The 25,307-nt window shown below is 72.9% G+C and carries 18 protein-coding genes; 10 read left to right on the top strand and 8 right to left on the bottom strand.

From position 1 onward, the window contains the following. The first annotated feature begins 165 nt into the window (after nt 1–165). From KJK29_RS24565 to KJK29_RS24530, 8 genes are read left to right on the top strand one after another with little or no spacing between them, the layout of a single operon-like run. The gene (locus KJK29_RS24565; RefSeq protein WP_215121292.1) at nt 166–1,251 is read left to right on the top strand and encodes a DUF3344 domain-containing protein; all 1,086 of its coding nucleotides are present in this window, start codon (nt 166–168) and stop codon (nt 1,249–1,251) included. A gap of 50 nt (nt 1,252–1,301) precedes the next feature. Next, the gene (locus KJK29_RS24560; RefSeq protein WP_215121291.1) at nt 1,302–2,552 is read left to right on the top strand and encodes a glycosyltransferase; all 1,251 of its coding nucleotides are present in this window, start codon (nt 1,302–1,304) and stop codon (nt 2,550–2,552) included. Next, nucleotides 2,549–3,976: an exopolysaccharide biosynthesis polyprenyl glycosylphosphotransferase gene (locus tag KJK29_RS24555; RefSeq protein ID WP_215121290.1), complete on the top strand. Its 1,428-nt coding sequence runs from the start codon at nt 2,549–2,551 to the stop codon at nt 3,974–3,976. The genes KJK29_RS24560 and KJK29_RS24555 overlap by 4 nt, the downstream gene beginning before the upstream one ends. Before the next feature lie 3 nt (nt 3,977–3,979). Then, nucleotides 3,980–5,329 (top strand): O-antigen ligase family protein, encoded by a 1,350-nt coding sequence (locus KJK29_RS24550; protein WP_215121289.1) that lies wholly within the window; start codon nt 3,980–3,982, stop codon nt 5,327–5,329. Next, entirely contained in the window at nt 5,326–7,383 is a 2,058-nt protein-coding gene (locus KJK29_RS24545) for a lipid II flippase MurJ (RefSeq protein ID WP_285439956.1), read from the top strand. The genes KJK29_RS24550 and KJK29_RS24545 overlap by 4 nt, the downstream gene beginning before the upstream one ends. Beyond that, entirely contained in the window at nt 7,367–8,131 is a 765-nt protein-coding gene (locus KJK29_RS24540; RefSeq protein ID WP_215121288.1) for a polysaccharide deacetylase family protein, read from the top strand. The genes KJK29_RS24545 and KJK29_RS24540 overlap by 17 nt, the downstream gene beginning before the upstream one ends. Nucleotide 8,132: 1 nt before the next feature. Further along, entirely contained in the window at nt 8,133–9,284 is a 1,152-nt protein-coding gene (locus KJK29_RS24535) for a glycosyltransferase (protein WP_215121287.1), read from the top strand. Next, on the top strand, nt 9,281–9,937 hold the full coding sequence (locus KJK29_RS24530) for a YveK family protein (protein ID WP_215121286.1): 657 nt from the start codon (nt 9,281–9,283) through the stop codon (nt 9,935–9,937). Before KJK29_RS24535 ends, KJK29_RS24530 begins: the two co-directional genes overlap by 4 nt. Nucleotides 9,938–9,966: 29 nt before the next feature. Here KJK29_RS24530 and KJK29_RS24525 read toward each other — a convergent pair whose 3' ends face one another. Further along, complete coding sequence (locus tag KJK29_RS24525; protein WP_215121285.1) at nt 9,967–11,229, bottom strand: glycoside hydrolase family 26 protein; 1,263 nt, start codon at nt 11,227–11,229, stop codon at nt 9,967–9,969. 169 nt (nt 11,230–11,398) lie between these two features. On the opposite strand from KJK29_RS24525, the gene KJK29_RS24520 reads away from it, so the two are divergent. Next, on the top strand, nt 11,399–12,661 hold the full coding sequence (locus KJK29_RS24520; RefSeq protein ID WP_215121284.1) for a carboxylate--amine ligase: 1,263 nt from the start codon (nt 11,399–11,401) through the stop codon (nt 12,659–12,661). Beyond that, on the top strand, nt 12,661–13,929 hold the full coding sequence (locus tag KJK29_RS24515) for an NAD(P)-binding domain-containing protein (RefSeq protein ID WP_215121283.1): 1,269 nt from the start codon (nt 12,661–12,663) through the stop codon (nt 13,927–13,929). The genes KJK29_RS24520 and KJK29_RS24515 overlap by 1 nt, the downstream gene beginning before the upstream one ends. 176 nt (nt 13,930–14,105) lie before the next feature. Here the strand turns inward: KJK29_RS24515 and KJK29_RS24510 are convergent, their stop codons facing one another. From KJK29_RS24510 to iolD, 7 genes are all read right to left on the bottom strand, one after another. Further along, the gene (locus KJK29_RS24510; RefSeq protein ID WP_215121282.1) at nt 14,106–14,816 is read right to left on the bottom strand and encodes a chaplin; all 711 of its coding nucleotides are present in this window, start codon (nt 14,814–14,816) and stop codon (nt 14,106–14,108) included. A gap of 147 nt (nt 14,817–14,963) precedes the next feature. Next, nucleotides 14,964–16,475, bottom strand: a complete 1,512-nt coding sequence (locus KJK29_RS24505) for a vWA domain-containing protein (RefSeq protein ID WP_215121281.1) — start codon at nt 16,473–16,475, stop codon at nt 14,964–14,966. A gap of 148 nt (nt 16,476–16,623) precedes the next feature. Next, nucleotides 16,624–17,490: an ABC transporter permease gene (locus KJK29_RS24500; protein ID WP_215121280.1), complete on the bottom strand. Its 867-nt coding sequence runs from the start codon at nt 17,488–17,490 to the stop codon at nt 16,624–16,626. Continuing rightward, nucleotides 17,487–20,144, bottom strand: a complete 2,658-nt coding sequence (locus KJK29_RS24495; protein WP_215121279.1) for a CocE/NonD family hydrolase — start codon at nt 20,142–20,144, stop codon at nt 17,487–17,489. The genes KJK29_RS24500 and KJK29_RS24495 overlap by 4 nt, the downstream gene beginning before the upstream one ends. Before the next feature lie 192 nt (nt 20,145–20,336). Continuing rightward, nucleotides 20,337–21,719 (bottom strand): APC family permease, encoded by a 1,383-nt coding sequence (locus tag KJK29_RS24490; protein ID WP_215121278.1) that lies wholly within the window; start codon nt 21,717–21,719, stop codon nt 20,337–20,339. A 193-nt stretch (nt 21,720–21,912) separates the two neighbouring features. Further along, nucleotides 21,913–23,415: a CoA-acylating methylmalonate-semialdehyde dehydrogenase gene (gene mmsA / locus KJK29_RS24485; protein ID WP_215121277.1), complete on the bottom strand. Its 1,503-nt coding sequence runs from the start codon at nt 23,413–23,415 to the stop codon at nt 21,913–21,915. A gap of 14 nt (nt 23,416–23,429) precedes the next feature. Continuing rightward, nucleotides 23,430–25,307 (bottom strand): 3D-(3,5/4)-trihydroxycyclohexane-1,2-dione acylhydrolase (decyclizing), encoded by a 1,878-nt coding sequence (gene iolD, locus KJK29_RS24480; protein ID WP_215121276.1) that lies wholly within the window; start codon nt 25,305–25,307, stop codon nt 23,430–23,432.

The raw sequence follows: 25,307 nt of genomic DNA, 5'->3' as shown, positions 1-25,307 counted from the left end.
CGATTTCACGATTCCGACACACTTGTCAGACTTCACCGAATTTCATCGACTATGTCCGATTGATGACTAGAGTTGCGAACCGCCCGACGCACTCCTCAGCGCGGACACATCGCACTCGTGGCGCTGCTGCCACGGCCACCTGTTCCGAAAGGGCAACGACCGGTCATGCGCCATTCCCTGGGCCCGCTGTTTCGCCGCGCGACCGTGGGCGTCCTCGCCCTTGCCGCCATGTGGGCAGCCAGCAGTTCCCCCGCCGCCGCGCCGGCCGCCGCGCCCTCGCCGGAGGCCGAGAGCCTCGCCTTCGCCGAGCGGTACCGCGCGCTCCAGCACGGCGGCATCGTACGCGCTGCCAACGCCTCGATCACCTGCCGCGCCGCCCAACGGCCCTCGTGCCCGGACGCGCAGGCGGGCGGTATGGCGGTCAACGGGGACTTCGACATGTTCTACGTCGACGTCGACCGCGACCCCAACACCTACAACTCCTCCCGCTCCGAGGTCCGCCTGCCCAGCGGCTCCCGGGTGACGTACGCGCGTCTCTACTGGGGCGGCAATCTGCGGGTGGGCGAGCAGAAGCCGCCGGAGGACAACGGGCGCGTGCTGATCGCCGAACCCGGCGGGGAGTACAAGCAGGTGCTCGCCGACACGCTGGTCGGCCACCGCGTGCTGGACGGCATGGACGCCTTCCAGGCCTCGGCCGATGTGACGCGGCTGGTGCGGGAGGGCGGTTCGGGCCTGTACACCGTGGCGCAGATCAACATCGCCATGGGCAGGTCGACGGCCGGTGCCTGGGGCGGCTGGACGCTGGTGGTGGCCTACGAGAACCCCTCGGAGCCGCAGCGGCACCTCGCGGTCTGGGACGGCTTCACCCCGCTCAGGTCCGGTGCCCAGGAGGTCCGTGTGACCGGCCTGGGCTTCGCCGCGGGCACCTGGGGCCGTGCGGGACTGGTGACGTACAACGGCGACCGCGGCACCGGCGGCGACTCGTTCACCGTGGCGACCGGCCAGTCCGCGACCGCTCTCACCAACAACGCCAACCCCCGCGACGACGTCCTCAACTCCACCATCAGCGAGCCCGGGGCGGACGCGTCGCGTGTGCCCGCCCATGCCAACACCCTCGGCTACGACTCCGATGTGTTCGATCTCGGCAGCGGTCTGCAGCAGGGCGGCGACCAGGCGACCTTCCGGATCCAGTCCCAGCAGGACGCGGCATGGGCCGGCGTGCTCTTCGTCGCCGTAGACGCCCGGCGATGAGTCCGTCGCCGCCCGCCCCGAACGCCATCGCGAGCGAGGAATCCGCGCACATGTATCTGTCATCCACCGCCCCCAACCCCAGAGTTCTCCATCTCACCCAACCGGTGGACGGCGGTGTGGCGCGCGTCGTGACGGATCTGGTCGCGGCACAGCTCTCGGACGGCCTGGACGTCACCGTGGCCTGCCCCGACAGCGTGCTCACCGCGAGACTGCGCACGCTCGGGGCGCGCGTACGGCACTGGCACGCGACGCGGTCGCCGGGTACGTCGCTGGTCCGGGAGGTACGGCATCTGGCCCGGGTGATCGACGAGGTGCGCCCCGATCTGGTGCACGCGCACAGCGCCAAGGCCGGACTCGCCGGACGCCTCGCGGTGCGCGGGCGGATCCCGACGGTCTTCCAGCCGCACGCCTGGTCGTTCGAGGCGGTCGGCGGGGGCACCGCGGCCCTCGCGCTCATGTGGGAGCGCTGGGGGGCGCGTTGGGCCTCGCGCACGGTGTGTGTGAGCGAGGCGGAACGCGCCACCGGGATGGGCGCCAGGATCACCGGCCGCTGGACCGTCGTCCCCAACGGCATCGACCCGGAGCGCTTCCACCCGGCCACCGCCGGCCTGGTGCGCTCCGGGCTCCCGCCGCTCACCGGCGTCCACCCGGCGGCACCGCTCGTGGTGTGCGTGGGGCGGCTGTGCCGGCAGAAGGGGCAGGACGTCCTGCTGCGGGCCTGGGACGACGTCGTACGGCGGGTGCCCGAGGCCCGTCTCGTCCTGGTCGGCGACGGGCCGGACCACGACCGGCTGCGCGAAGAGGCCCCGCAGTCCGTGGTGTTCACGGGAGCCGTCGCCGACGCCTCCCCCTGGTACCAGGTCGCCGACCTCGTCGTCCTGCCGTCCCGCTGGGAGGGCATGGCCCTGGCGCCGCTGGAGGCCATGGCCTGCGGGCGGCCCGTGGTGGTCACGGACGTCGACGGTGCCCGCGAGAGCCTGCCGCCCGCCTTCTCCGCCCGGTGCCTGGTCCCACCGGAGAACCCGGCGGCGCTGGCCGGGGCCGTCACCGCGCTGCTGACCGACCCGCTGCTGCGCGAGTCGCTCGGCGACCAGGGCCGCCGGCACGTGCTGTCGACCCACGACGTGCGGCACACCGCCGAGGCCGTCTCGGACGTCTACCGCGATCTGCTCGGCCCCTGGACCGCCGCCACCACCGGCGCCGAGCGCGGTCGGCGGCTCGACACCGGGCGTGGCGCCGAGGCGAACCGGACGACGCAGCTCGTCGAGACCACCGAGTACAGGGAGTCCATCCACTCGTGACCGCCGAACGCACCGTGCCCTCCCCCGGCGTACCGCCACGGGAGCACGGATCCTCACCAGTCTCGGTCATGCCGCCGCGCGGCCCCGCCACCGGTTTCCGGCTGTCCGCCCCACGGCGCCCGGCCCGCCCGGCCTCGCCCCTTCCACTGCTCGCCGCGGACGGCGCCGCCGCCCTGGCGGGCGCGCCGGTGCTCGCCGCGGCCCCGCGCCAGATGCTGCTCGTCCTCCTGCTGATCGTCCTGACGCTGCTGCTGCGCCGGCGCGACGGGCGGCCGCCGGTACCGGGGCTGCTGGAGGAACTGCCCGCCGTGTGCGGCCGTATCGCGGTGGCCTGGCTGGCGCTCGCGGCGCTCCTCGCGGCGTACCGGCCCGAGCACGCGCTGTCCCTGCGCACCGTGCTCGCGGGGCTCGCGCTGCAGGCGACGGCCTGCTGTGTGCTGCGCGGAGCCGTGCACGCGCGGCGGCGGGCCGCGCTGCTGCGCCACCCGCACACCGCGCTCGTCCTCGGCCCGGTCGGGACCGCGCAGCGCGTGGCCGCCGCCGTGCTGCGTCAACCGCGGTGCGGGGTACGGCCGGTGGGGATCGTCGCCGAGCAGCCCGAGGGCACCGAGACCCTGCCGGTGCTGACGAGCGCCGAGGAGGTCGAGCGGGCCGTCATCCAGAACGGGGTGCGGGCGGTGCTCGCCGCGCACCCCTCGGTACGCGCCGAACAGGAGCCGCTGCTGCGGGCGCTGGCCGCATCGGGCTGCGTGGTCTGGGAGGTCGACGCCGGCACCCCGTCGTACGCGACACGGGAGCGCCTCGCCGGATTCCCCTGCAGGCGACTGGACCTGTCCCCCGCCCGGCACGGCGGCACCGGCAAGCGGGCCCTCGACATCCTGGTGTCGGGGGCATTGCTGTTGCTGGTCAGCCCGCTGCTGCTGACCTTCGCCGTGGCGCTGCGGCTCAGCGACGGGCCGGGCGTGGTGTTCCGGCAGGAGCGCATCGGCAAGGACGGGGAGCCGTTCACGCTGCTGAAGTTCCGGACCCACCGCCCGGTCGACGAGCACGAGTCGGCGACCCGGTGGAGCGTGGCGAACGAGAACGAGATGCGCTGGTTCTGCCGGATGCTGCGGCGGACCTCGCTCGACGAGCTGCTCCAGCTGTGGAACGTGCTCCGGGGCGACATGAGCCTGGTCGGCCCGCGGCCCGAACGCCCCTACTTCGTCGCACAGTTCGGCCAGACCTACCCCGGCTACGCGGTCCGCCACCGGATGCGGACCGGCATCACCGGACTCGCCCAGATCCACGGGCTGCGCGGCGACACCTCGATCGAGGACCGCTGCCGGTTCGACAACGCCTACATCGACGACTGGTCCCTGTGGCAGGACGTGTGCATCCTGCTGCGCACCGCGGCCACGGTGGTACGTCCGACGGGGAGCTGAAGGGTGAGCCTCGCAATTACACCGCTCCCCCGCCGTCTTCTCGCGCTGACGCCGGCCCTGCCCGTGATGGCCGTACCCGCCCTGCTGGCCCTGCCGCGCACGCCCGACGGCGCGGGGCCCGCCGATGTGCTCTCCGGGCTCGTGGTCGTGTACTGCGTGATCCGGCTGCTGCGCGAGCGGCGGCGCCCGCTGTCGCCCGTCGCGGCCGTGGTGCTGGGGCTTCCGGTCGTGGGGCTCGCGCTCGCGGCCATGGGGGCGTTCTCGGCCGAGGCCGGGCTGACCGGCCTCGGACGGTATCTGCAGACCTTCGTCCTCGTCCCGGCGGCCGTGCTGCTCCTGCTGCGCGACCGGTCCGGCTTCCGGCTGGTGGCCTGGTCCTTCGTGGGGCTGGGGCTGTGTCAGGGGGCCGTCGGCGTCCACCAGTTCGTCACCCGCACCGGCGCCTCCTACCAGGGCGCGAACATCCGGGCGGTGGGCACCTTCGGGCCGCAGGACGTGATGGGCATGGCGACGGCGGTCTCGCTCGGCCTGGTGTGCGCGGTCGGGATCGCGCTCGGGCGGGTGTCCGTACGGCAGCGGATCGCCGGCGCCGGGTGCGCGCTGGTGCTGATGCTGCCGCTCGCGCTCTCCTTCAGCCGGGGAGCCTGGATCGCGACCGCCCTGACCTGCACCGTGCAGCTCGTGCTGACCGGGTGGCGGCGCGCGCTCAAGGTGGCCGCGGCCGCGGTCGCCTCGGGCGTGATCCTGGTGGGCGGCTTCGGCGTGGGCTCGGCGCTGCTGCAGCAGCGGATCGACAGCATCGCCCAGGTCGCCGACACCCCCGACCAGTCCGTCGTCGACCGGTACACCCTGTGGGCGTCCGCCACGGACATCTGGCGCGGACATCCGCTGACCGGCGTCGGACTGAAGGGCTTTCCCGAGTACCGGGACGGGCACGCCACGCTGGCGCTGTCGTCGGGCAGCGAGACCGACGGCGCGGGAGTGGCGTACCAGCGGCAGCCGCTGCTGTCGCCGCACAACATGTATCTGCTGGTGCTGAGCGAGCAGGGCCTGATCGGGCTGCTGGCGCTCGCCGGGAGCTGGCTGGCGCTGCTGGTGTGCGGGGTGCGGCGGCTGCTGCGCGTGCGCGACCGCGGCCCGGGGCTCGACTGCGGGCTCGTCGCCTGCGGACTGCTGATCTGGCTGCTGACCGACTTCGCGTACGGCGACATCGGCGGTCCCTCGACCGTGCTGATCGCCGTGGGTATCGGGCTCGTGGCGTGGTGGGCGCTGGCAGGCGACGCGCGTGCGGACGTCGCCGGCCTGCCCCGGGCAGGGGTGCGGGAGCGCGCCGAGGAGGCCATGGCGCGATGACGGTGGTGCCTTCGCAGACCCCGGGTCCCGAGACGGACGACGCGGCGACCGTGCCCCCGGCGCGGGCCGGTGCGGCTGTCATGGCCGGGGACGGCGTCACGGCCGGGGACAGCGTCACGGCCGGAGACGGTGCCGGCCCGGTGGGCTCGGCGCCGGCGTCGGCGTCGGCGTCGGCGTCGGCGTCGGCGTCGGCGTCGGCGGACCCGGCATCGGCATCGGCATCGGCATCGGCATCGGCGAACCCGGCATCGGCGAACCCGGCATCGGCGCCGGCTGACTCGGCGTCGACGGGCTCGGCGCCGGCGGACTCGGCGCCGGCGGACTCGGCATCCACGGGCTCGGCGCCGGCGGACTCGCCAGCGACGGACTCGGCATCCACGGGCTCGGCGCCGGCGGACTCGCCAGCGACGGACTCGGCATCCACGGGCTCGGCGTCGGCGGACTCGCCAGCGACGGACTCGGCTTCCTCGCCCGCCTCCGGGAGTTTCCTGGCCAGGGCCGCGCTGGTGACGGCGGCGCTGTCCATCGCCGGCTCGCTGCTCGGCCTGGTGCGCGACCAGTCGCTGGCGCGGCTGTTCGGTGCCGGGAGCGACACGGACGCCTTCCTGGTCGCCTGGACCGTGCCGGAGTTCGCCGCGACGCTGCTCATCGAGGACGGGCTGGCGATCGCGCTGATCCCGGCGTTCAGCATGGCGCTGGCCCGCCGCGCCCGGGGCGCCCCGGGCGATCCGGTCCGTGCCCTGGTCGGCGCCACCCTGCCCCGGCTGTGTCTCGCCCTGACCGCGGTGGCCGTGCTGGTCGCCGGCACCGCGCCCTATCTGGTCCGGGCCCTGGCACCGGGCCTGCCCGACCCGCGGCTCGCCGTCGACTGCACCCGGATCACGGCGACCTGTGTGCTGGCCTTCGGGCTCGCCGGGTACTGCAGCGCAGCCCTGCGGGCCCACCGCTGCTTCCTCGCGCCCGCGGCGATCTACGTCGCCTACAACACCGGCATCATCGCCTCGATGTTCCTCCTCGGCGAGGGCTGGGGCGTGCGCTCCGCCGCGCTCGGGGTGGCGGCGGGCGGCTGTCTGATGGTGGCGGTGCAGGTGCCGGCGCTGTGGCGGCGACTGGCCTCTCCCGCCCAGCCGCTCGCGAAGGCCGGGTCCGTCGTCGAGGAGCGGCCGATGCAGGTCGCGCTGGTCGCCGCCGTCCTGCTCTTCGCGCTGTGCCGCCAGTCGCAGGTCCTCGCCGAGCGTTTCCTCGCCTCCGGTCTGCCCGCCGGCGCCATCTCGCATCTGAACTACGCGCAGAAGGTCGCCCAGATCCCGATGACGCTGTCGCTGATGGTGTGCACGGTCACCTTCCCGGTGGTGGCGCGGGCGCTCGCGGAGGGCGACACGGCACGGGCCCGCAGCCGGGTGGAGCGGGATCTGGCGCTGGCCGCCGCTCTGGTGCTGGTGGGCATGTGCGCGGTGATCGCCTGTGCCCCGCAGATGATCGAACTGCTCTTCCAGCGGGGCGCGTTCACCGCGAGCGACACCGCGGCGACGGCGGACGTCATGCGCGTCTACGCCCTCGGACTGCTGGGCCAGACCCTGGTGGGGGCCCTCGTGCGCTCCTACTTCTCGGCGGGCCGGGCCACCTGGTACCCGCTGGGCGCGATGACGGCGGGCATCGTCGTGACGTCCCTCGTCGGCGCCGCGACCGTGCACTCCTTCGGCGTGGCGGGGATCGCCGCCGCCAACGCCCTCGGCATCACCGTCACGGCCGCCCTGCTGCTGGCCGGGCTGCGCACGGGCCGGAGCGACAGCCCGCACAGCGTCTCGGTCCGGGTCCCGCAGGTCCTGGCCGAGCTGGGCAGGCTGGCGGGCGCGGCCGCCGTCGCCACCCTCGCGGGGGCGTTCGCCGCGAGCCTGCCGGACTCCCCGGCGGCGGGCCTCGCGGCCGGCTTCCTGACCGTGACCTTCGTCTTCGTTCCGCTCACCTGGGCCCTCGGTGCCCAGGGCCCCGCGTCCGCTCTGCGCTCCCTACGCGCCGTCACACGAAGGCTCACACATGGCCGCTTCCGTTGATTCCCTCGACACCGGCAGACCCCCGGCCCCGCACAAGGGCCCCGTCCCCTGGGTCGCGATGTACCACTCGGTGGGCGACTGCTCCGACGACCCGTACCGCATCACGGTCACGCCCGAGCGGCTCGACCGGCAGCTGGCGTGGCTGCGCCGCCGGGGGCTGCGGGGCGTGTCCGTGGCCGAACTGCTCGCCGCCCGCGCCCGGGGCGAGGCACGCGGCCTGGTCGGGCTCACCTTCGACGACGGGTACGCCGACTTCGTCACCGAGGCCCTGCCGCTGCTGCGCCGCTACGACTGCCGCGCGACCCTGTTCGTGCTGCCCGGGCGGCTCGGCGGCGACAACGCCTGGGACCCGCTCGGCCCGCGCAAGCCGCTGCTGACCGCCGACGGCATCCGGCACGCGGCCGCCGAGGGCGTGGAGATCGGCTCGCACGGACTGACGCACGTCGACCTCACCCGGGCCGACAACCTCACCCTCAGGGCGGAGGTCGGCCAGAGCCGGGCGCTGCTCACGGAGCTCACCGGCGCCTGGGTCGACGGCTTCTGCTATCCGTACGGCACGGTCGACGCCCGCGCCGTCGAGGCCGTACGGGAAGCGGGCTACACCTACGCCTGCGCCATCGACCCGGGTCCGCTGACCGGTCCGCACGCCCTGCCGCGTGTGCACGTCGGCCAGAACGACACGGCCGTGCGCCTGCACCTCAAGCACCGTCTGCACCGGCTGCGCAGGCGCCCGGTGGAGGGCCTGTGAGATGAGGGCTCTGCACATCATCACCGGGCTCGGTGTCGGCGGCGCCGAGCAGCAGTTGCGGCTGCTGCTGCGTCATCTGCCCGTCGACTGCGACGTCGTGACGCTCACCAACCCCGGGGCGGTCGCCGAGGGCCTCACCGCCGACGGGGTCCGGGTCACCCACCTCGGCATGGGTGGCAACCGCGACCTGGGCGCGCTGCCCCGGCTGGTCAAGCTGATCCGGGCCGGCGGCTACGACCTGGTGCACACGCACCTGTACCGGGCCTGTGTCTACGGGCGGTTCGCCGCACGCCTCGCCGGGGTCCGGGCGGTCGTCGCCACCGAGCACTCCCTGGGCGACTCGCAGATGGAGGGCCGCAGGCTGACGGCGGGGGTGCGCCGGCTGTACCTCGCCAGTGAGCGGGTCGGTTCGTCGACGGTCGCCGTCTCCGCGACGGTGGCGGGCCGCCTGGAGCGCTGGGGCGTGCCCGCGCCGCGCATCGAGGTCGTCCCCAACGGCATCGACCTGGAGCGGTTCCGCTTCGACGCGGAGCGGCGCGAGCACACCCGCCGCGCACTCGGCGTGCCGGAGGGCGCGTGGGTCGTCGGCGGCGTCGGGCGGCTCAGCCGGGGGAAGCGGTTCGACGTCCTGGTGCGCGCGCTCACCCTGCTCCCGAAGGACCACTGGCTGCTGCTGGTGGGCGGCGGCCCCGAGGAGCCCTTCCTGCGCCGCACGGCTCAGGAGGCCGGTGTGGCCGGGCGTGTGGTGTTCACCGGCGAACGCCCCTACCTGCCCGACGGTTCGTCAGGACCCGATCTGCCCTCGCTCACCTCGGCGATGGACCTGCTCGCCTCCCCGTCCACCGAGGAGGCCTTCGGCCTGGCGGCCGTGGAGGCACTGGCGGCGGGCCTGCCCGTGCTCTACGCCTCCTGCCCGGCCATCGAGGACGTACGGCCGCCCGCCTCCGCCGGTGTCCGGCGGGTGACCGGCGGCCCCGAGGCATACGCCCGTGCGATCGCCGAGGTCAGAGCGGCCGGTGCCCGACCGCGCACGGCCTCGGAGGTCGCGCGGCACTACGGCATCACCCACTGCGCGGCCCGTCTCACCGACGTGTACGCGGCAGCGGTCTCCAGTTCCACATCCCCCTCTTCTCCGGGAGCCAACTCCTCATGACCGACACTCCGATCCGTCAGCGCCGCCTGCCCCTGGCTCGTCTGAAGGGGCTTCCCCTGTGGTCCGTGGTCGCGGCCGGCACCCTCGCCGGGGGCCTGCTCGGCGGTTCGTACGGCCTGCTCACCCCCGCCACGTACACGGCCACCAGCTACGTCATCGCCGTACCCGCGGGGAAGTCCTCGCCGGACGCCGCCCTCGGGTTCGCCCAGGCGTACGGCCGGGTCGCCACACAGCTCGCGGTGCTCGGGGACGCGCAGGTGTACGCGGGTGTGCCGGTGCGCACCCTGCAGCGCAGTGTGCGCGCGGCGACATCGCCGGACGCGCCGATGGTCGCCGTCTCGGCCACCTCCTCGAAGCCGGGCCTCGCCGTCGACATGGCCAACGCGGTCACCCGCTCGCTGACCCGGCACGCGGACGACACCCGGGGCAACACCCACGTACGGCTCGTGCAGTTCTCCCGGGCGGTCGAGCCGAGCGAGCCGACGTCCACGTCGACGGCGGTGACCGGTCTGGTCGGCGCGAGCGCGGGCGGTCTGCTGGGCGGACTGGCCCTGCTGGCGCGGCCGCGCAGGAACGGCCAGGACGAGGAGCCCGCCCCGGCCCCCTCGGTGCCGAGCCCGGCCGCCGCCGTCGATGTCCGCGGACAACGGTGACGGCGGCGGGCCTCGTCACATCAGCCGGACTACCACCAGTCGAAGCGCAGGCAGAGCTTCCCGCCGAGCCACTCCTCCACCCAGCTCCCCAGGTCCAGCGGCGTGCAGCCCGCCGGGGGCGTCGCCGTGCCGGGCGGGGTGGGCTTCGGCGTGGGCTCGAGGGGCGGGGTCGCCTGGTCGGTACGGCCGAACAGGGTGGACCGGTAGAGCTGGGACGACTTCGGGTTGGCCCCGCACTGCCACACGCCGTGCGGGCAGTAGTCGGTCAGCGTGTTGTAGAGCGGTCTGTGCTCCTCCATCCAGGCGAGCATGTTCCGCATGTAATCGGCATTGTCACCGTTGCGGAAGAGCCCCCATTCCGGATAGGAAATGGGTTTGCCGTGAGCCTTGGCGAAATCCACGTGGTCCTGCAACCCGTAGGGCTCTTTCACCTGTTGTTCGAACGACATCCCGGCAGGCTGGTCATAGGAATCCATGCCAATGATGTCCACCGTGTCGTCCCCCGGATAGCATTTCGTCCAGGGAACGGCGTCGCGGCCACGGCTCGGCGTGAAATCGAACCGAAATTTCTGGCCCGGCACGGAACGCATGGTGGTGACGATCCTGTTCCAGTACTTCTTCCAGGCCTCCGGGTCCGGCCCACAGCGATGGGTGTACGTGGTGCCGTTCATTTCCCAGCCGAGCACCAGGACGGTGTCCGGCACCTTCAACTCCACCAGCCGCTCGGCGAGGATCCGGAAGTGGTGATCGAACTCGCCGGCCGCGCCCCGTTGCAGCAGCCGCCGGACCTCGCTGTCGGAGACGCCCTCCTCGTTGCGCTCCTGCATGGGGACGTTGAGGACGAGCATCCGGTCGGCCTTCTGGTTCCGCCAGTGCGCCCACACGTCCAGGAATCCGGGAGCGCCCTCGATGTCGCGCCAGCGGTGGCCCGGCAGATAGGTGTGGCCGGCGCGCAGCTCCGTACCGCCCAGCCAGTGGCTGAACAGCGGCATCCGGGCCACGCCGCGGGCGTCGGACTTGAGGAAGACGCCGAAGGCCGGGGCAGGCTCGGCCGCCGCCGGGGTGGTGGTGGCCGGGGTCGGCACGGACGGCTGGGGGACGGCGGGCGACGCGAGGGCCGAGGGCGTGGGCACGGGCGGCGGCGGTGGGGTCGGCGCCGGAGCCCTTGGTTCGGCGGCTCGCGCCACGCCCGCCCCGGCCACGGGGCCGGACGCCATGGCGGCCGACGCGGCGACCGCCACCGCCCCCAGGGCCAGCCGGCGGACCCCGGCCCGCTTGTGCTGTGGGGCCATGCCTGCTCCATTCTTCGCTGTCGTCCGGACCACTGCCCCCGCATTTGTTATTGACGGGCAGTCATATGAAGTCAGTCATAGAAAAGCCCATGACGCCACCGCCGTTGCGGCTTTCGAGTGCCGGGCTCGCCCGCGCGGGTGAGCCGATGGAAAAAGAAAGAGAGAATTCGTGTCGCTGCTCGACACCCGCGTCCCCGCTGTAGTAATGCGGATCGACCGGAACCCTTTTCACCACGGAACGCTGGGGGCCGCCCGTTCGCTCGGCAGGGCGGGCGTGGACGTACACGTCGTCGCGGATTCCGCGGGAAGTCCCGTCGGCGCGTCACGCTATGTACGCCATATGCATTCCCCGCCGCTCCCGGGGGCCTCGCCGGACGACGTCCTCGCCGTGCTGCGCCGCGTGGCCGACCACATCGGGCGGCCCGCCGTCCTGATCCCGATGGACGACGCGACCGCGATCGCCGTCAGCCGGATGCGGGACGACCTCGCGCCCTCCTACCTGCTGCCGGCGACGCCGGACGGCCTGGCCGAGCGCGTCGCCGACAAGGCGGAACTGGCCGCCCTGTGCGCGGCCGTCGACGTCCCCTACCCGGAGACCCTGGTCCCCGACAGCCCGGCGGAGGTCGCCGACGCCATGCGGCGCCTCGGGCTGCCGGTGGTGGCGAAATGGAGCCGGCCCTGGCTGCTGCCCGCCGGCAGCGGGTTGCGCAGCACGACGCTGGTGCGCTCCGTGCAGCAGGCCCGGGAGCTGTTCCTGCGCACCGGCGAGGCGGGCAGCCGGCTGCTGCTCCAGGCGTATCTGGCACCGGGGCCGGACCGGGACTGGTTCTTCCACGGCTACGCCGACCACGCGGGGACCCTGCGCGGCGGCGGTCCCGGCCGCAAGCATCTGGCCTGGCCGCGCGGGGCGGGGCTGACCGCGGTGGGCTGCTGGACGCCCAACGCCCAGGTGCAGGCGCTGGCCGAGCGGCTCACCGACGAGCTGGGCTACCGGGGCATCCTCGACCTCGACTTCCGCCGCTGCGGCACGACCGGCCGCTACCACCTGCTCGACTTCAACCCGCGCACCGGCGCCCAGTTCCGGCTCTTCGCGGACAGCGCCGGCCTGGACGTCGTACGGGCCCTGCACCTGGACATGACGGGCCGTCCGCAGCCGGACGGGTCGCCGCTGGCCGGGCGGACCTTCGTGGTGGAGAACTACGCGCCGCTGGCCGCCCTGAGCGCGGCGCCGGGCGGACGCGACCGCGAACTGGCCTGGTACGCCGCCGACGACCGCTCCCCCGGGCGGGTCATGTGGGCCCTGTGGTGCCGGCATGTGTCGCGCCGGCTGCGTGAACGGCTGGCCACGACGACCCCGGCGGCGCCGGCGCCTGCGCTGATCCCCCGGGCCGCCTCGCCCTCCCTGACCGACAACGAGAAAGCGAGCAGTTGATGGTGTACGACCTTCTGGTGGTGGGCGCAGGCCCGTACGGCCTGTCGATCGCGTCCCACGCCGCGGCCGCCGGGCTGAACCTGCGCGTCTTCGGCCGGCCCATGGCGTCCTGGCGCGACAACATGCCCCGCGGCATGTTCCTGAAGTCGGAGCCGTGGGCGTCCAACCTCTCCGACCCGGCCGGGCGGTGGCGCCTCGACGTCTACTGCGCGGAGCAGGGGCTGACGGCGCGTCATGCGAAGCCGATCCCGGTCGAGGCGTTCGCGCGGTACGGCCTGTGGTTCGCGCGCAACGCCGTACCGGGCGTGGACGAGCGCATGGTGACCCGCGTGTCGGCCGGGCCCGGCGGATTCACGGCGGTCGCCGAGGACGGGGAGGAGGTGCACGCGCGGGCGGTGGCCCTGGCGGTCGGTGTGATGCCGTTCGTCGAGGTACCGCAGGCCCTGCGCGGACTGCACCCCGCGCTGGTGACGCACAGCAGCCACCACAGCGACCTCGACCGCTTCCGCGGCAAGGACGTCACCGTGATCGGCGGCGGCCAGGCGGCCCTGGAGACGGCGGCGCTGCTCGCCGAACAAGGCACGCGCGTGCGGGTGCTGGCCCGGGCGGAGGAGCTGGTGTGGAACGACGTGCCGCCGCCCTGGGAGCGCCCCTGGTGGCAGTCGGCCCGCTCCCCGCACAGCGGCCTGGGCCCCGGCTGGCGGAACTGGTTCTACGCGGAGCGCCCGGGTCTCTTCCGGCGGCTGCCGGAGCCGACCCGGGCCCGGATCGCGACCACGGCGCTGGGACCGGCCGGGGCGTGGTGGGTGCGGGACCGGGTGGAGGGTGTGGTGGAGCTGCTGCCGGGCCATGAGGTGGCCGCGGCGTCCGCGGTGCCGGGCGGGGTCCGGCTGGACACGGTGAGCCGTACGGGCGCGCCGCGCAGCCTGGAGACCGAACACGTCATCGCCGCCACGGGGTTCCGGGCACGCTGTGACCGGCTCGGGCTGCTCGCCCCCGAGCTGCGCGGCTCGCTGGCGGCCCTGCCGGACGGCTCCCCGGAGGTCGGGCACGGCTTCGAGTCCTCCCACCCGGGCCTGTTCCTCGCGGGCCTGGTGACGGCGTCGGGCTTCGGCCCCGCCATGCGCTTCGTGCAGGGCGCGGCCTTCACGGCGTCGACGCTCGTCGCGGGAGTGCGCCGCAGGCTCGGGGCGATGCCGGTGGCCGGCACCGTCCCCGCCCCCGTGGACGGCAACCGGAGCGACTCGCCGGCTCCCGTACGCCACTGACAGGACCGCACGGTGGCCCCGGGCCGCTGACGGCTGTGAGCCGTCAGCGGCCCGCCCCGCGCTCGGAGGGACGCGGGGGGCCGGGACGGCCGACACCCCCCGGATCACGATCGACGGGGGGTGCGGATGGGGCGGGTGCGGGTGCCGGACTGATCGCGTCCGGCACCCGGGAGAGGCTAGCGGGACGAGGCGGTGCGCCCGCGGCGGTACATCATCACGCCGCCGATGATCAGGGCGGCGCTGGCGGCCGACGCGGCCGCCATGGCCTCGCTGCCGGTCTCGGCGAGCTGGGGCAGCGGGCCCTCCTCGACGACCTCTTCCTCGGTGACGGAGGAGTCCTCGGTGTCCGGGGTGGAGCTCGACGGCTCGTCCTCGTCCGGGGTGGGGACCTCCTTGACCGGAGGCGTCTTCTCCTCGTCCTTCGGCGGGGTGTGGTGGCCGTGACCGCCGCCGGAGGACTCGTTCTCGCAGTCGTTGCCGTACGCCGAGTTGAGCGCGGCGGCTCCGTCGACGGAGTTGCCGCACACGTTCAGGGGCAGGTCGACGGGCGCCTGCACGTTGTTCCCGGAGAGCACGCCCGGGGACCCCTTCACGACCGCCGAGGCGTCCGCGCCGGCGCCGTCGTCGTGGTGCTTCGACTTGTGCGAGGTGTTCTTGCAGGAGTTGCCGATCGCCTTGTTGAGCGCCGCGAGTCCGTTGACGGTGTTGCCGCACAGGTTCACCGGCACGTGTACCGGCACCTGCACACTGTTCCCGGAGAGCACACCGGGGGAGTCCTTCGCCACTCCCGACGCGTCGGCATCAGCCAGAGCGGGGCTGCCGTACAGGGACAGAATCCCCGTGGCGGCGGCCGCCGCGAACGCTCCCTTGCTCAGGGTCTGTCGCAATGTAGTCGTCCTCCTGCTTGAAGAATGGGGCAGCGGTGAAAAGTTCGCAGCGCTGCCCGCTCCACTGCCTCATCAACCCGGCGCGGGAGGATTGGTTCCGCAGGTTCACCCGGTTGGCCCGCCGTGCGGGCGCGGGCCGGGGGCGTCTCAGCCCCGCCCGCCGGCCGCCTGTCCGATGGCCTGCGCGAGGTCGTCCACGGCCTCGTCCCCGGTGCGGTCGGCCAACGCCCGGGCTTGGTCGGCGAGTTCGCCGTAACCGTCCGGGGCTCCGGGCACGCGGACTTCTCCCGTGCGGAGGGCGACGGCGAACCAGGCCGCCACCGCGGTGACCTGGAAGCGGCTCGGGGCTTCACGCAGGGTGTCGTGCAGCGCGTCGGTCTCGAGGTCGCCGGTCTCCTCGTGGGGGTCGCGGGTGTCCGGGTCGAGCCAGCGGACGGTGGCGGTGGCGAGGTGGCCCTCGGCGCCCGGCTCGGTGCGTACGGCGTACAGGGCGGTGACGGTGTGGCCGGGGCCGACCTCGCCGCCGTCGACCCGGTCGTCGCGGAAGTCCTCGTCGGCGACGCGGCGGTTGTCGTAGCCGATCAGCCGGAACTCCTCGACGGTCGCCGGGTCGAAGGCGACCTGGGCCTTGGCGTCGCGGGCGGTGAGGTCGATGTGGCGCGGGAGTTGCTCGCAGAAGACCTCGCGGGCCTCGCCGGGGTCGGACACGTAGACGGTGTGGCCGTCGCCCTTGTCGGCGAGGTTCTCCATGAGGGCGTCGCCGTAGTCGCTGCCGACGCCGACGCCGAAGAGGGTGATGCCGTGCTCGCGGCGTTCGCCGGCGATCCGCTCCAGGATGGCGTCCGCGTCGGTGTCGCCGGTGTTGGCGAGGGCGTCGGAGACGAGGACGACCCGGTTGGTGGCGCCCTCGCGCAGGCCCTCGACGGCCTCTTCGTAGCCGGTCTCGACGCCCGCGCCGAGGTTGGTGGAGCTCTCGATCTCCAGTTCGCCGATGGCGTCGTGGATCTCGTCGCGGTTGCCGCCGAGGCGGGTCATGGGCAGGACGGTCTCGGCCTCGTCGCTGAAGGCGACCAGGGCGACCGAGTCGTCGTCGCGCAGCCGGTCCGTCATCACCGCGAGGGACTCCTGGGCGAGGTCCAGGCGGCCCGTCTCGGCCATGGAGCCGGAGACGTCGATGACGAAGGTGAGCGCGGCGGGCGGGCGTTCGCCGCCGCGTTCCGCGGAGCGGGTGGCGAGGCCGACGCGGACCAGGGACCAGTCCTCGTCGGAGGTGCGGGCGCCGTCGACGGTGACCGAGAAACCGTCGCCGTCCGGGCGTCGGTAGTCCTGGCGGAAGCTGTTGACGAACTCCTCGGGGCGCACCGTCGAGGGGTCGGGGAAGCGGCCCTCGGCGAGGGAGCGGCGGGCGTAGTCGTAGGAGGCGGTGTCGACGTCGAGGGCGAAGGTGGAGAGGTGGCGGGGGTTCTCCCGGCGGGGGTCTTCTCGGCGGTCGTCCCGCTGTTCGCTGAATTCGTCGCCTCGATCGGGCGCGCCGTAGCCGTCGCGGTGGGCGGCTTTGTCGCCCACGCTGCTGTCGGCGCCTGAGCTGCACGCGGTGAGTAACAGTCCGCTCGCGGCGGTGAGCGCGAGCAACAGGTGTCGTGTCCGGTACCGCTGCATCGTCCGTGCCCCCTGGGTCCGTCGGTGTCGGCTTCTTGCGACTGTGACGGCCCGGGGGGCGCGAACGTGCGGTACGGGGCGTTGCGGAAGCGTCTCGAAGCGGCCACGGAGACCGCCCGTCGAGACCGGTGGGTGATCCTCCGTTGACCTAGGAGACGACGTCCTTGCGGGCGAAACCCCGGAAGGCCAGCGCGAACAGCACGAGCGCGTACGTTACGGAAATCGAGGTGCCCTGGATCATGTCCGACCACTCCAGCTGGGGCCGGACGGCGTCGAGCCAGGCGTACTGCCAGTGCGCGGGCAGGAAGTGGCGCCAGTCGCCGAGGGCCGTCACCTCGTCGAGGACGCTGCCGATGATGGTCAGGAACACCGCGCCGCCGACCGCGCCGAGCGGGGCGTCCGTCCGGGTCGAGAGGTAGAACGCGAGGGCGGCGGTGACCAGTTGGGACACCATGATGTACGCGACGACGATCAGGATGCGCTGGGCCGAGGTGCCCGTGGACAGACTGCCGCCGGTGGGGAGTTCGAGCGGGCCCCAGCCGTAGGCCGCCGTGCCGACGGCGAGGGCGACGACCGGAAGCAGGACCATCGCCGCGAGGCTCAGGCTGAGTCCGACGGTGAGCTTGGACCACAGCAGCCGGGCCCGGGGCACCGGCGCGGCGAGCAGATAGCGCAGGGAGGACCAGCTGGCCTCCGAGGCGACCGTGTCACCGCAGAACAGGGCGACGGGGATGACGAGCAGGAAGCCGGCGGCGGAGAACAGGTTGACCGCGGCGAAGTTCGCCCCGGACGCGGTCGCCGTGTCCATGAGGTTCACCCGGTTGTTGTTGCCGCCCGGGTTGCCGCCGACCTGGAAGGCGATCAGCAGAATGATCGGCAGGGCGAACAGGACGCCGCCCATGACCATCGTCCGGCGCCGCTTCAGCTGCCGGACCAGCTCGACCCGGAAGGGCAGGGTGCGGCCCGCGCGGTAGCCGTCGGCGACCTCGACGGGCGGCTCGGCGAGCTTGCTCATGCTTCGGCTCCGATCAGGGTGAGGAAGGCGTCCTCCAGGCGGCGGTGCGGGCCGACCGAGCGCACCGGCACGTCCAGCCGTACGAGTTCGGCGATCAGCCGCTGGGGGGAGCCGTCGGCGTCGAGCTGGACCAGGATGCCCTCGTCGGTGCGTACGGCCGAGACGACGCCCGGCAGCGCGGCGACCTTCTCCACGACGGGCTCCTCCACCGGCGTGGCCGTGCCCACCAGGAGCGTGTCGCCCGAGCCGACGATGTCCTCGACGGGGCCCGCCTGGACGAGCTGCCCGTGGTCCATCACGACCAGGTGCGTGCAGGTCTGCTCCACCTCCGCGAGGAGATGGCTGGAGACGATGACCGTACGGCCGGCGGCGGCGTAGCGGATCATCACCTCGCGCATCTCACGGATCTGCGGCGGGTCCAGGCCGTTGGTCGGTTCGTCGAGGATGAGCAGGTCCGGCAGGCCCAGCATGGCCTGGGCGATGGCGAGGCGCTGGCGCATGCCCTGGGAGTAGGTGCGCACCGCCCGGGCGAGCGCGTCGCCCAGGCCCGCGATCTCCAGGGCCTCCTCCATGTGCGCGTCCTCGGCGGGACGGCCGGTGGCGCGCCAGTACAGCTCCAGGTTCTCCCGGCCGGACAGATGCGGCAGGAAGCCCGCGCCCTCGACGAAGGCACCGACCCGGGAGAGGACCGGGGCACCCGCGCTGATGGCGTGGCCGAAGACGCGGATCTCACCGCCGTCCGGCTTGATCAGGCCCATCAGCATGCGCAGGGTCGTCGTCTTGCCCGCGCCGTTCGGGCCGAGGAGACCCAGCACCTGGCCCTTCTCCACGCGGAAGGACAGGTCCTTGACGGCGTACCGCTCGGAGGACTTCGCGTACCGCTTCGTCAGGTCGGTGATCTGCAGCGGGACCTCGGCGAGTTCGGGCTCGGGCGGGGCGGGGGCGGCGGTGCGGCGGCGGCCCGTGATGATCAGGGCCAGGGCGATCACGGCTCCGGCGATCGGCATCCACCACACCCAGGCCGGCAGCCCGCCCTGGGAGTCGCGCTGGCCGAGGGCCGAGGGAACCAACAGATCGCCCTTGAGGGAGACGGTGTACGTCGCCGGGCTCGTCGGGGAGGCGTAGCCGAGGTCGGTCGAGGCGAGGACCAGGCGCAGCCGGTGGCCGTCGTCGATCTCGTGGTCGATCGCCGGGAGGGTGATGCGCACGTCCTTGCCCGCCTTGGCGCCCTCGATCCTGAGGGGCGTGACGAGCTGGGAGGGCAGGACCTGCTGGGAGCCGCCGCCGGGGCCGACGTCGTAGAGCTTCGCGAAGAGCACGGCGTCGTCGCCGGTGGACTTCACATGGACGGTGGCCGTGGGCGAGCCGGTGATCTGGACGTCTTCGCCGAAGGGCTTCGACTCGAACGCGGCGAACTGGCCGGGGAAGTCCAGCGAGACGCCGATGCCGAGCGAGGAGAGCTGGCTGAGGCCGCCGGCGCCGCCGAGGCCGGGCAGGGCGGAGACGCCGGGCGGGCTGGCGCCGGGCGGGTTGTCGAAGGTCTGCTCACGGCCGGCCAGGGCGATGGAGCGCTGCTCGGCCTCCAGGCCGGGGTAGCGGTCCGAGGTCACGCCGCTCAGGCGGGGTTCACCGTCGCCGGAGCCCGTGCCGAGGGTGCGGGTGACGCGGAACGCGGGGCCGGTGTCGGCGGCCTTGTCGTCCTTCAGATAGCGGTCGAACCAGGTCGTGACGCGGTCCTGGACACGGCCGGTCTCCATGTCGCCGCCGTCGTGGCCGCCCGCGATCCAGTCGACGTCGACGGGGGCGCCGTTGGCACGGATGGCCTTCGCTGCCTGGTCGGCCTGGCCGAGCGGGAAGAGGGAGTCCGACTGGCCCTGCATCAGCAGGGTCGGCACGTCGATGTCCTTGCCCACGGCGGACGGCGAGCGCTCCTCCAGCATCTCGCGCGCCTCGGCGTCGGGCTGGCCCGACTCGGCGACCCGCTCGTACATCCGGCACAGCGCGGGCTCGAACTTCTCGCAGCCGCCGCCGGAGTTGACGAAGATGCCGGCCCACAGCTTCTTGAACACGCCGTTCGGGAACAGCGCGTCGGCGAGGTTCCAGTACGTGATCGCCGGGGCGATGGCGTCGACGCGGTCGTCGTGGCCCGCCGTCAGCAGCGCGATGGCGCCGCCATAGGAGCCGCCCGCCATGCCCACGCGGGGGTCGCCCTGCTTGTCGAGTTCGACCTGGGGCTGCTTCGCCAGCCAGTCGATGAGCTTCGAGACGTCGGCGACCTCGCCCTTCGGGTCGTTCAGGCCGATCTTCCCGTTCGACTTGCCGAAGCCGCGCGCCGACCAGGTCAGCACCGCGTAGCCGTCTCTGGCGAGGCCCTCGGCCTGCTGCCGTACGTCCTTCTTGCTGCCGCCGAAGCCGTGGCCGAGCAGCACGGCGGGGCGGCGGCCGTCGCCGCCGGAGGTGAAGTACGAGGTGTCGATGCGCACGCCGTCGCCGGTGGCCAGGGTGCGGTCTTCGCGCTGGACCGGGGGCGTCTCGTCGTCCGCGACGGCCGTCCATGTGCCCGCGCCCGCGAGGACGACGACGGCGGCGCCGGCGGCGAGGAGCCGACGGGGTCGCCGAAGCAGCCCGTTCAGTCCGGGCAGTCGAAGATCCATGCGTCAACGGTACGGGGTGAACCTGTCGAACAGTTGTCGACTTGAGGTTGAAGTGCGTGTACTGCGGGTGCGGTACGGGGGGCAGCTCGGGTGGTCCTGTGGTCTGCCGGGTGCGGGTGCGTTGTGGTTGTTCGCGCCCACGCGGCGGAGCCGCAAATCGATACAGCCCCGCGCCCCTGAAAAGCTAGGCCCTTACGCCTCCGGTACTGACACCAGCCACCGTGTATTCCTGCGGGGGCGGAGATACAACGCCCAGTACAGGGTCGCCGCTGCTGAGATGCCGCCCGTCCACAGCAGGTACGTCGGGTCCTGTTGGATCAGGACGTAGAGCAGGACCACGATCAGCAGGAGCGGGGCCGCCGGCCACAAGGGCATGCGCCAGGCCGGGGCGTGCTTGTGGGGGGCTCGGCGGGACAGTAGGGCGGCGATCGCGACCAGCAAGTACATGCCCGTCACCGAGACGCCCGTGACGCCGTACAGGGTGTCCAGGTTCACGAAGCACAGGGCCGCTCCGGGGATGCCCACCGCGAGGGTGGAGAGCCAGGGGGAGCCGAAGCGGCCGAGGCGGGTGAAGAGGGTGTTGACCGGGGCGGGCCAGGCCTTGTCGCGGGCCGAGGCGTACAGGACGCGGGAGTTCTGGATGACCATGACGATCCCGGCGTTGATGATCGCGAGGGCCACGCAGAGGCTGACGAAGGTGCCGACGGCCGAGTTGGACCAGGCGGTGACCATGGCGGAGATGTCGCCGCCGGTCAGGGCGGCGAGGTCCGGGGCGCCCATCGTGATGGCGGCGACCGGGACCAGGATGATCACGGCGGAGATGCCGAGGGTGGCCAGGACCGTACGGGCCACCGAGCGGCGCGGGTTCTCCAGTTCCTCGGAGAGGTAGACGGCGGTGGAGAAGCCCTGGGTGACGAACAGGGCGATCGCGAGGCCGGAGACCACGAGCAGGGCCGTGACGGTGTCCGGGGCGCCGCTCGGGCCGGCCACCCGCATCGAGACCAGGCTGTCCGGCCCGCGTTCGGCGTGGGTGAAGCCCAGGACCGCCACCACGGCCGCCGCGATGACCTCCAGGACCAGGAAGACGCCGGTGATCCAGGCGTTGGCGCGCAGGTCGAGCAGGCCGGCGAGGGTGGCGAGCAGCATGACCGAGGCGCCCGTCCAGGACGGGTCGAGGTGGGCGAGGTAGTCGGCCGTGCCCATCGCGATGACCGGCGGGACGATCATCACGACCAGGAGCGAGAGGACGAAGACCAGCCAGCCGGCGAGGCGTCCGGCCAGGGTCGAGACCATCGCGTACTCGCCGCCGGCGCTGGGGATGAGGGTGCCCAGCTCCGCGTAGCAGAACGCCACCGCGACGCAGAGCAGCGAGCCGATGGCGATGGTGAGGGCGGTGGCGGTGCCGAGCGAGCCGAAGAGGTCGGGGACCACCACGAAGAGGGTCGAGGCGGGGGTCACGCAGGAGAGGGTGAGGAGGGTGCCGCCGACGACTCCGATGGAGCGCTTGAGCTTCCTGGGGTGACGGTCCGGCGCGTGCGCCACGGCTGTCTCGACAGGGCGGAGCGTGTCGGTCATGCGGCGGTTCCCATCGGCTCGGCGGTGGATGTGCGCAGCATCGAACACCGACGAAAAGCAGCCCGTCAATGCCCTTTCTCCTGCGAAATCCGCAGCGGAAACGCGATCTGGCTGACCTTTTGAGCACTTGAGATCAGTGGGAACAGGTCCGGGGGCGCCTGCGAGAACCGCAGGCGCCCCCGGAGAAAAAACCTCAGTGGTTGCGCGGGAAGCCCAGGTCCACGCCCGCCGGGGCGTCGGCCGGGTCCGGCCAGCGGGTGGTGACGACCTTGCCGCGGGTGTAGAAGTGCGTGCCGTCGTTGCCGTAGATGTGGTGGTCGCCGAAGAGCGAGTCCTTCCAGCCGCCGAAGGAGTGGTAGCCCACGGGGACCGGGATCGGGACGTTGACGCCGACCATGCCGGCCTCGACCTCCAGCTGGAAGCGGCGGGCCGCGCCGCCGTCCCGGGTGAAGATCGCGGTGCCGTTGCCGAACGGCGAGGCGTTGACGAGGTCCAGGGCCTCCTCGTAGGTCTCCGTGCGCAGCACGCACAGGACCGGGCCGAAGATCTCGTCCTGGTAGGCCTTCGCCGACGTGGGGACCTTGTCGAGGAGCGAGATGCCGATCCAGTGGCCGTCCTCGAAGCCGTCGACCGTGTAGCCGGTGCCGTCCAGGACCACTTCGGCGCCCTCGGCCGCCGCGCCCTCGACGTACGACGCCACCTTGTCGCGGTGGACCTTGGTGATGAGCGGGCCCATCTCGGAGGTCGGGTCGTTGCCGGGGCCGATCTTGATCTTCTCGGCGCGCTCGCGGATCTTCTCCACCAGCTCGTCGGCGATCGAGCCGACCGCGACGACGGCGGAGATGGCCATGCAGCGCTCGCCCGCCGAGCCGTAGGCGGCCGACACGGCGGCGTCGGCCGCCGCGTCCAGGTCGGCGTCCGGGAGGACCAGCATGTGGTTCTTGGCGCCACCGAGGGCCTGGACGCGCTTGCCGTTCGCCGAGGCCGTGGTGTGGATGTAGCGGGCGATCGGGGTCGAGCCGACGAAGGAGACGGCCTTGACGTCCGGGTGCTCCAGCAGGCGGTCGACGGCCACCTTGTCGCCGTGGACGACGTTGAACACGCCGTCGGGCAGCCCGGCCTCCGCCAGCAGTTCGGCGATCTTGAGGGACGCCGACGGGTCCTTCTCGGACGGCTTCAGCACGAAGGTGTTGCCGCAGGCGATGGCGATGGGGAACATCCACATCGGCACCATCGCCGGGAAGTTGAACGGCGTGATGCCCGCTACGACGCCGAGCGGCTGGCGGATGGAGGAGACGTCCACGCGGCTCGCGACCTGCGTCGACAGCTCGCCCTTGAGCTGCACGCTGATGCCGCAGGCCAGGTCGACGATCTCCAGGCCGCGGGCCACCTCGCCGAGCGCGTCGCTGTGCACCTTGCCGTGCTCGGCGGTGATCAGCTCGGCGATGGCGTCCCGGTTGGCGTCCAGCAGCGCCCGGAACTTGAAGAGGATCGAGGTCCGCTGCGCCAGCGAGGACTGGCCCCAGCCGGCGTAGGCCTCCTTGGCGGCGGCGACCGCCGCGTCCACCTCGTCCACCGAGGCGAAGGCGACCTTCGTCGTCACCGCGCCGGTCGCCGGGTCGGTCACCGGCCCGTGCGTGCCCGAGGCGCCTTCGACGGTCTTGCCGCCGATCCAGTGGTTGACGATCTTCGTCATGGCCGGGAACTCCTTCACAGATGGCGGCGTCGGGTGGAGACGTGCCGTTCGTACAGCTCACGTGCCTTGACCGCGGACGGCCGTGTCGCGGTCTCGGCCACAGGTACATCCCACCAGGCCTGGGCGGGAGGCGCGCCCGACACTGTGTCTGCCGTTTGGGTCTCGACGTAGACACATGTGGGAGTGTCGGCGGCCCGGGCCTGAGCGAGGGCCTCGCGCAGGTCCCGTACGGTCTTCGCGCGCAGCACGCGCATGCCGAGGCTGGCCGCGTTGGCGGCGAGGTCCACGGGCAGGGGCGACCCGGTGTAGGCGCCGTCCTCGGAGGGGTAGCGGTAGGCGGTGCCGAAGCGCTCGCCGCCGACCGACTCGGACAGACCGCCGATGGACGCGTAGCCGTGGTTCTGGATGATCAGGACCTTGATCGCGATGCCCTCCTGCACGGCCGTGACGATCTCGGTCGGCATCATCAGATACGTGCCGTCGCCGACCAGCGCCCACACGGGCCGGTCGGGCGCGGCCAGCTTCACGCCGATCGCGGCCGGGATCTCATAGCCCATGCAGGAGTAGCCGTACTCCAGGTGGTACTGGTCCTGCGAGCGCGTCCGCCACAGTTTGTGCAGGTCGCCGGGGAGGGAACCGGCGGCGTTGATGAGGATGTCCGACTCGTCGGCGAGTTCGTCGAGGGCGCCGAGGACCTGCGGCTGGGTGGGGCGGGTGTCCGGTTCGTCCACCTCGTAGCAGGCGTCGACGCGCTGCTCCCAGCGCTCCTTGTCCTCGGTGTACTCGGTGGCGTAGGAAGCGGCGACGCGGTGGGCGTGCGTGCGGAGGGCGTCGGTGAGTTCCGTCAGGGCGCTGCGGGCGTCGGCGACGAGGGGGTGCCCGGCGAGCTTGTGGCCGTCGTAGGGGGCGATGTTGAGGTTCAGGAAACGGACGTCCGGGTTCGCGAAGAGCGTGCCGGAGGCCGTCGTGAAGTCGGTGTAGCGGGTGCCGACGCCTATCACCAGGTCGGCGGTGCGGGCGAGTTCGTCGGCCGTGGCCGTGCCGGTGTGGCCGATGCCGCCGACGTCCTGGGGGTGGTCGTGGCGCAGGGAGCCCTTGCCGGCCTGGGTGGAGGCGACCGGGATGCCCGTGGCCCCGGCGAACTCGGCGAGTGCCGCCTCGGCGCGGCTGTGGTGGACGCCGCCGCCCGCGACGACCAGGGGCCTCGCCGCCGCGCGGATGATCCGTACCGCCTCGGCGAGTTCCGTCGGGTCGGCGCCGGGACGCCGTACGGTCCAGACGCGCTCGGCGAAGAACTCCTCGGGCCAGTCGTACGCCTCGGCCTGCACGTCCTGGGGCAGGGCGAGGGTGACGGCGCCGGTCTCGACGGGGTCGGTGAGGACGCGCATCGCGTTCAGGGCGGAGGGGATCAGGGCCTCCGGCCGGGTGATGCGGTCGAAGTACCTCGACACCGGGCGCAGGCAGTCGTTGACCGACACATCGCCCGCGTACGGCACTTCGAGCTGCTGCAGGACCGGGTCGGCGGGGCGGGTCGCGAACACGTCCCCGGGCAGGAGCAGCACCGGCAGGTGGTTGATGGTCGCGAGGGCGGCGCCGGTGACGAGGTTGGTGGCGCCCGGGCCGATGGACGTCGTCACCGCGTGCATGGACAGGCGGTCGGACTGGCGGGCGTAGCCGACCGCGGCGTGCACCATGGCCTGTTCGTTGCGGCCCTGGTGGTACGGCATCTCCTCGGGGTACTCCAGGAGCGCCTGGCCGATGCCGGCGACGTTGCCGTGGCCGAAGATGCCCCAGGTGGCGCCGATGAGCCGCTGCCGTACGCCGTCACGCTCGGTGTACTGGGCGGACAGGAAGCGCACGAGCGCCTGTGCGACCGTCAGCCTCGTGGTCAT

The organism is Streptomyces koelreuteriae, from assembly GCF_018604545.1.
In the GTDB taxonomy this organism is placed as follows: Bacteria; Actinomycetota; Actinomycetes; order Streptomycetales; family Streptomycetaceae; genus Streptomyces; species Streptomyces koelreuteriae.
This window is presented reverse-complemented; position numbering and strand designations above follow the sequence as displayed.

Excerpts from the sequence above, each read along its gene's own strand:
- KJK29_RS24495 (WP_215121279.1), bottom strand. The coding sequence starts at position 20,144 with ATGGATCTTCGACTGCCCGGACTGAACGGGCTGCTTCGGCGACCCCGT.
- KJK29_RS24490 (WP_215121278.1), bottom strand. The coding sequence starts at position 21,719 with ATGACCGACACGCTCCGCCCTGTCGAGACAGCCGTGGCGCACGCGCCG.
- KJK29_RS24515 (WP_215121283.1), top strand. The coding sequence starts at position 12,661 with ATGGTGTACGACCTTCTGGTGGTGGGCGCAGGCCCGTACGGCCTGTCG.
- KJK29_RS24540 (WP_215121288.1), top strand. The coding sequence starts at position 7,367 with ATGGCCGCTTCCGTTGATTCCCTCGACACCGGCAGACCCCCGGCCCCG.
- iolD (WP_215121276.1), bottom strand. The coding sequence starts at position 25,307 with ATGACCACGAGGCTGACGGTCGCACAGGCGCTCGTGCGCTTCCTGTCC.
- KJK29_RS24505 (WP_215121281.1), bottom strand. The coding sequence starts at position 16,475 with ATGCAGCGGTACCGGACACGACACCTGTTGCTCGCGCTCACCGCCGCG.
- mmsA (WP_215121277.1), bottom strand. The coding sequence starts at position 23,415 with ATGACGAAGATCGTCAACCACTGGATCGGCGGCAAGACCGTCGAAGGC.
- KJK29_RS24530 (WP_215121286.1), top strand. The coding sequence starts at position 9,281 with ATGACCGACACTCCGATCCGTCAGCGCCGCCTGCCCCTGGCTCGTCTG.
- KJK29_RS24500 (WP_215121280.1), bottom strand. The coding sequence starts at position 17,490 with ATGAGCAAGCTCGCCGAGCCGCCCGTCGAGGTCGCCGACGGCTACCGC.
- KJK29_RS24560 (WP_215121291.1), top strand. The coding sequence starts at position 1,302 with ATGTATCTGTCATCCACCGCCCCCAACCCCAGAGTTCTCCATCTCACC.
- KJK29_RS24525 (WP_215121285.1), bottom strand. The coding sequence starts at position 11,229 with ATGGCCCCACAGCACAAGCGGGCCGGGGTCCGCCGGCTGGCCCTGGGG.
- KJK29_RS24535 (WP_215121287.1), top strand. The coding sequence starts at position 8,133 with ATGAGGGCTCTGCACATCATCACCGGGCTCGGTGTCGGCGGCGCCGAG.
- KJK29_RS24565 (WP_215121292.1), top strand. The coding sequence starts at position 166 with ATGCGCCATTCCCTGGGCCCGCTGTTTCGCCGCGCGACCGTGGGCGTC.
- KJK29_RS24545 (WP_285439956.1), top strand. The coding sequence starts at position 5,326 with ATGACGGTGGTGCCTTCGCAGACCCCGGGTCCCGAGACGGACGACGCG.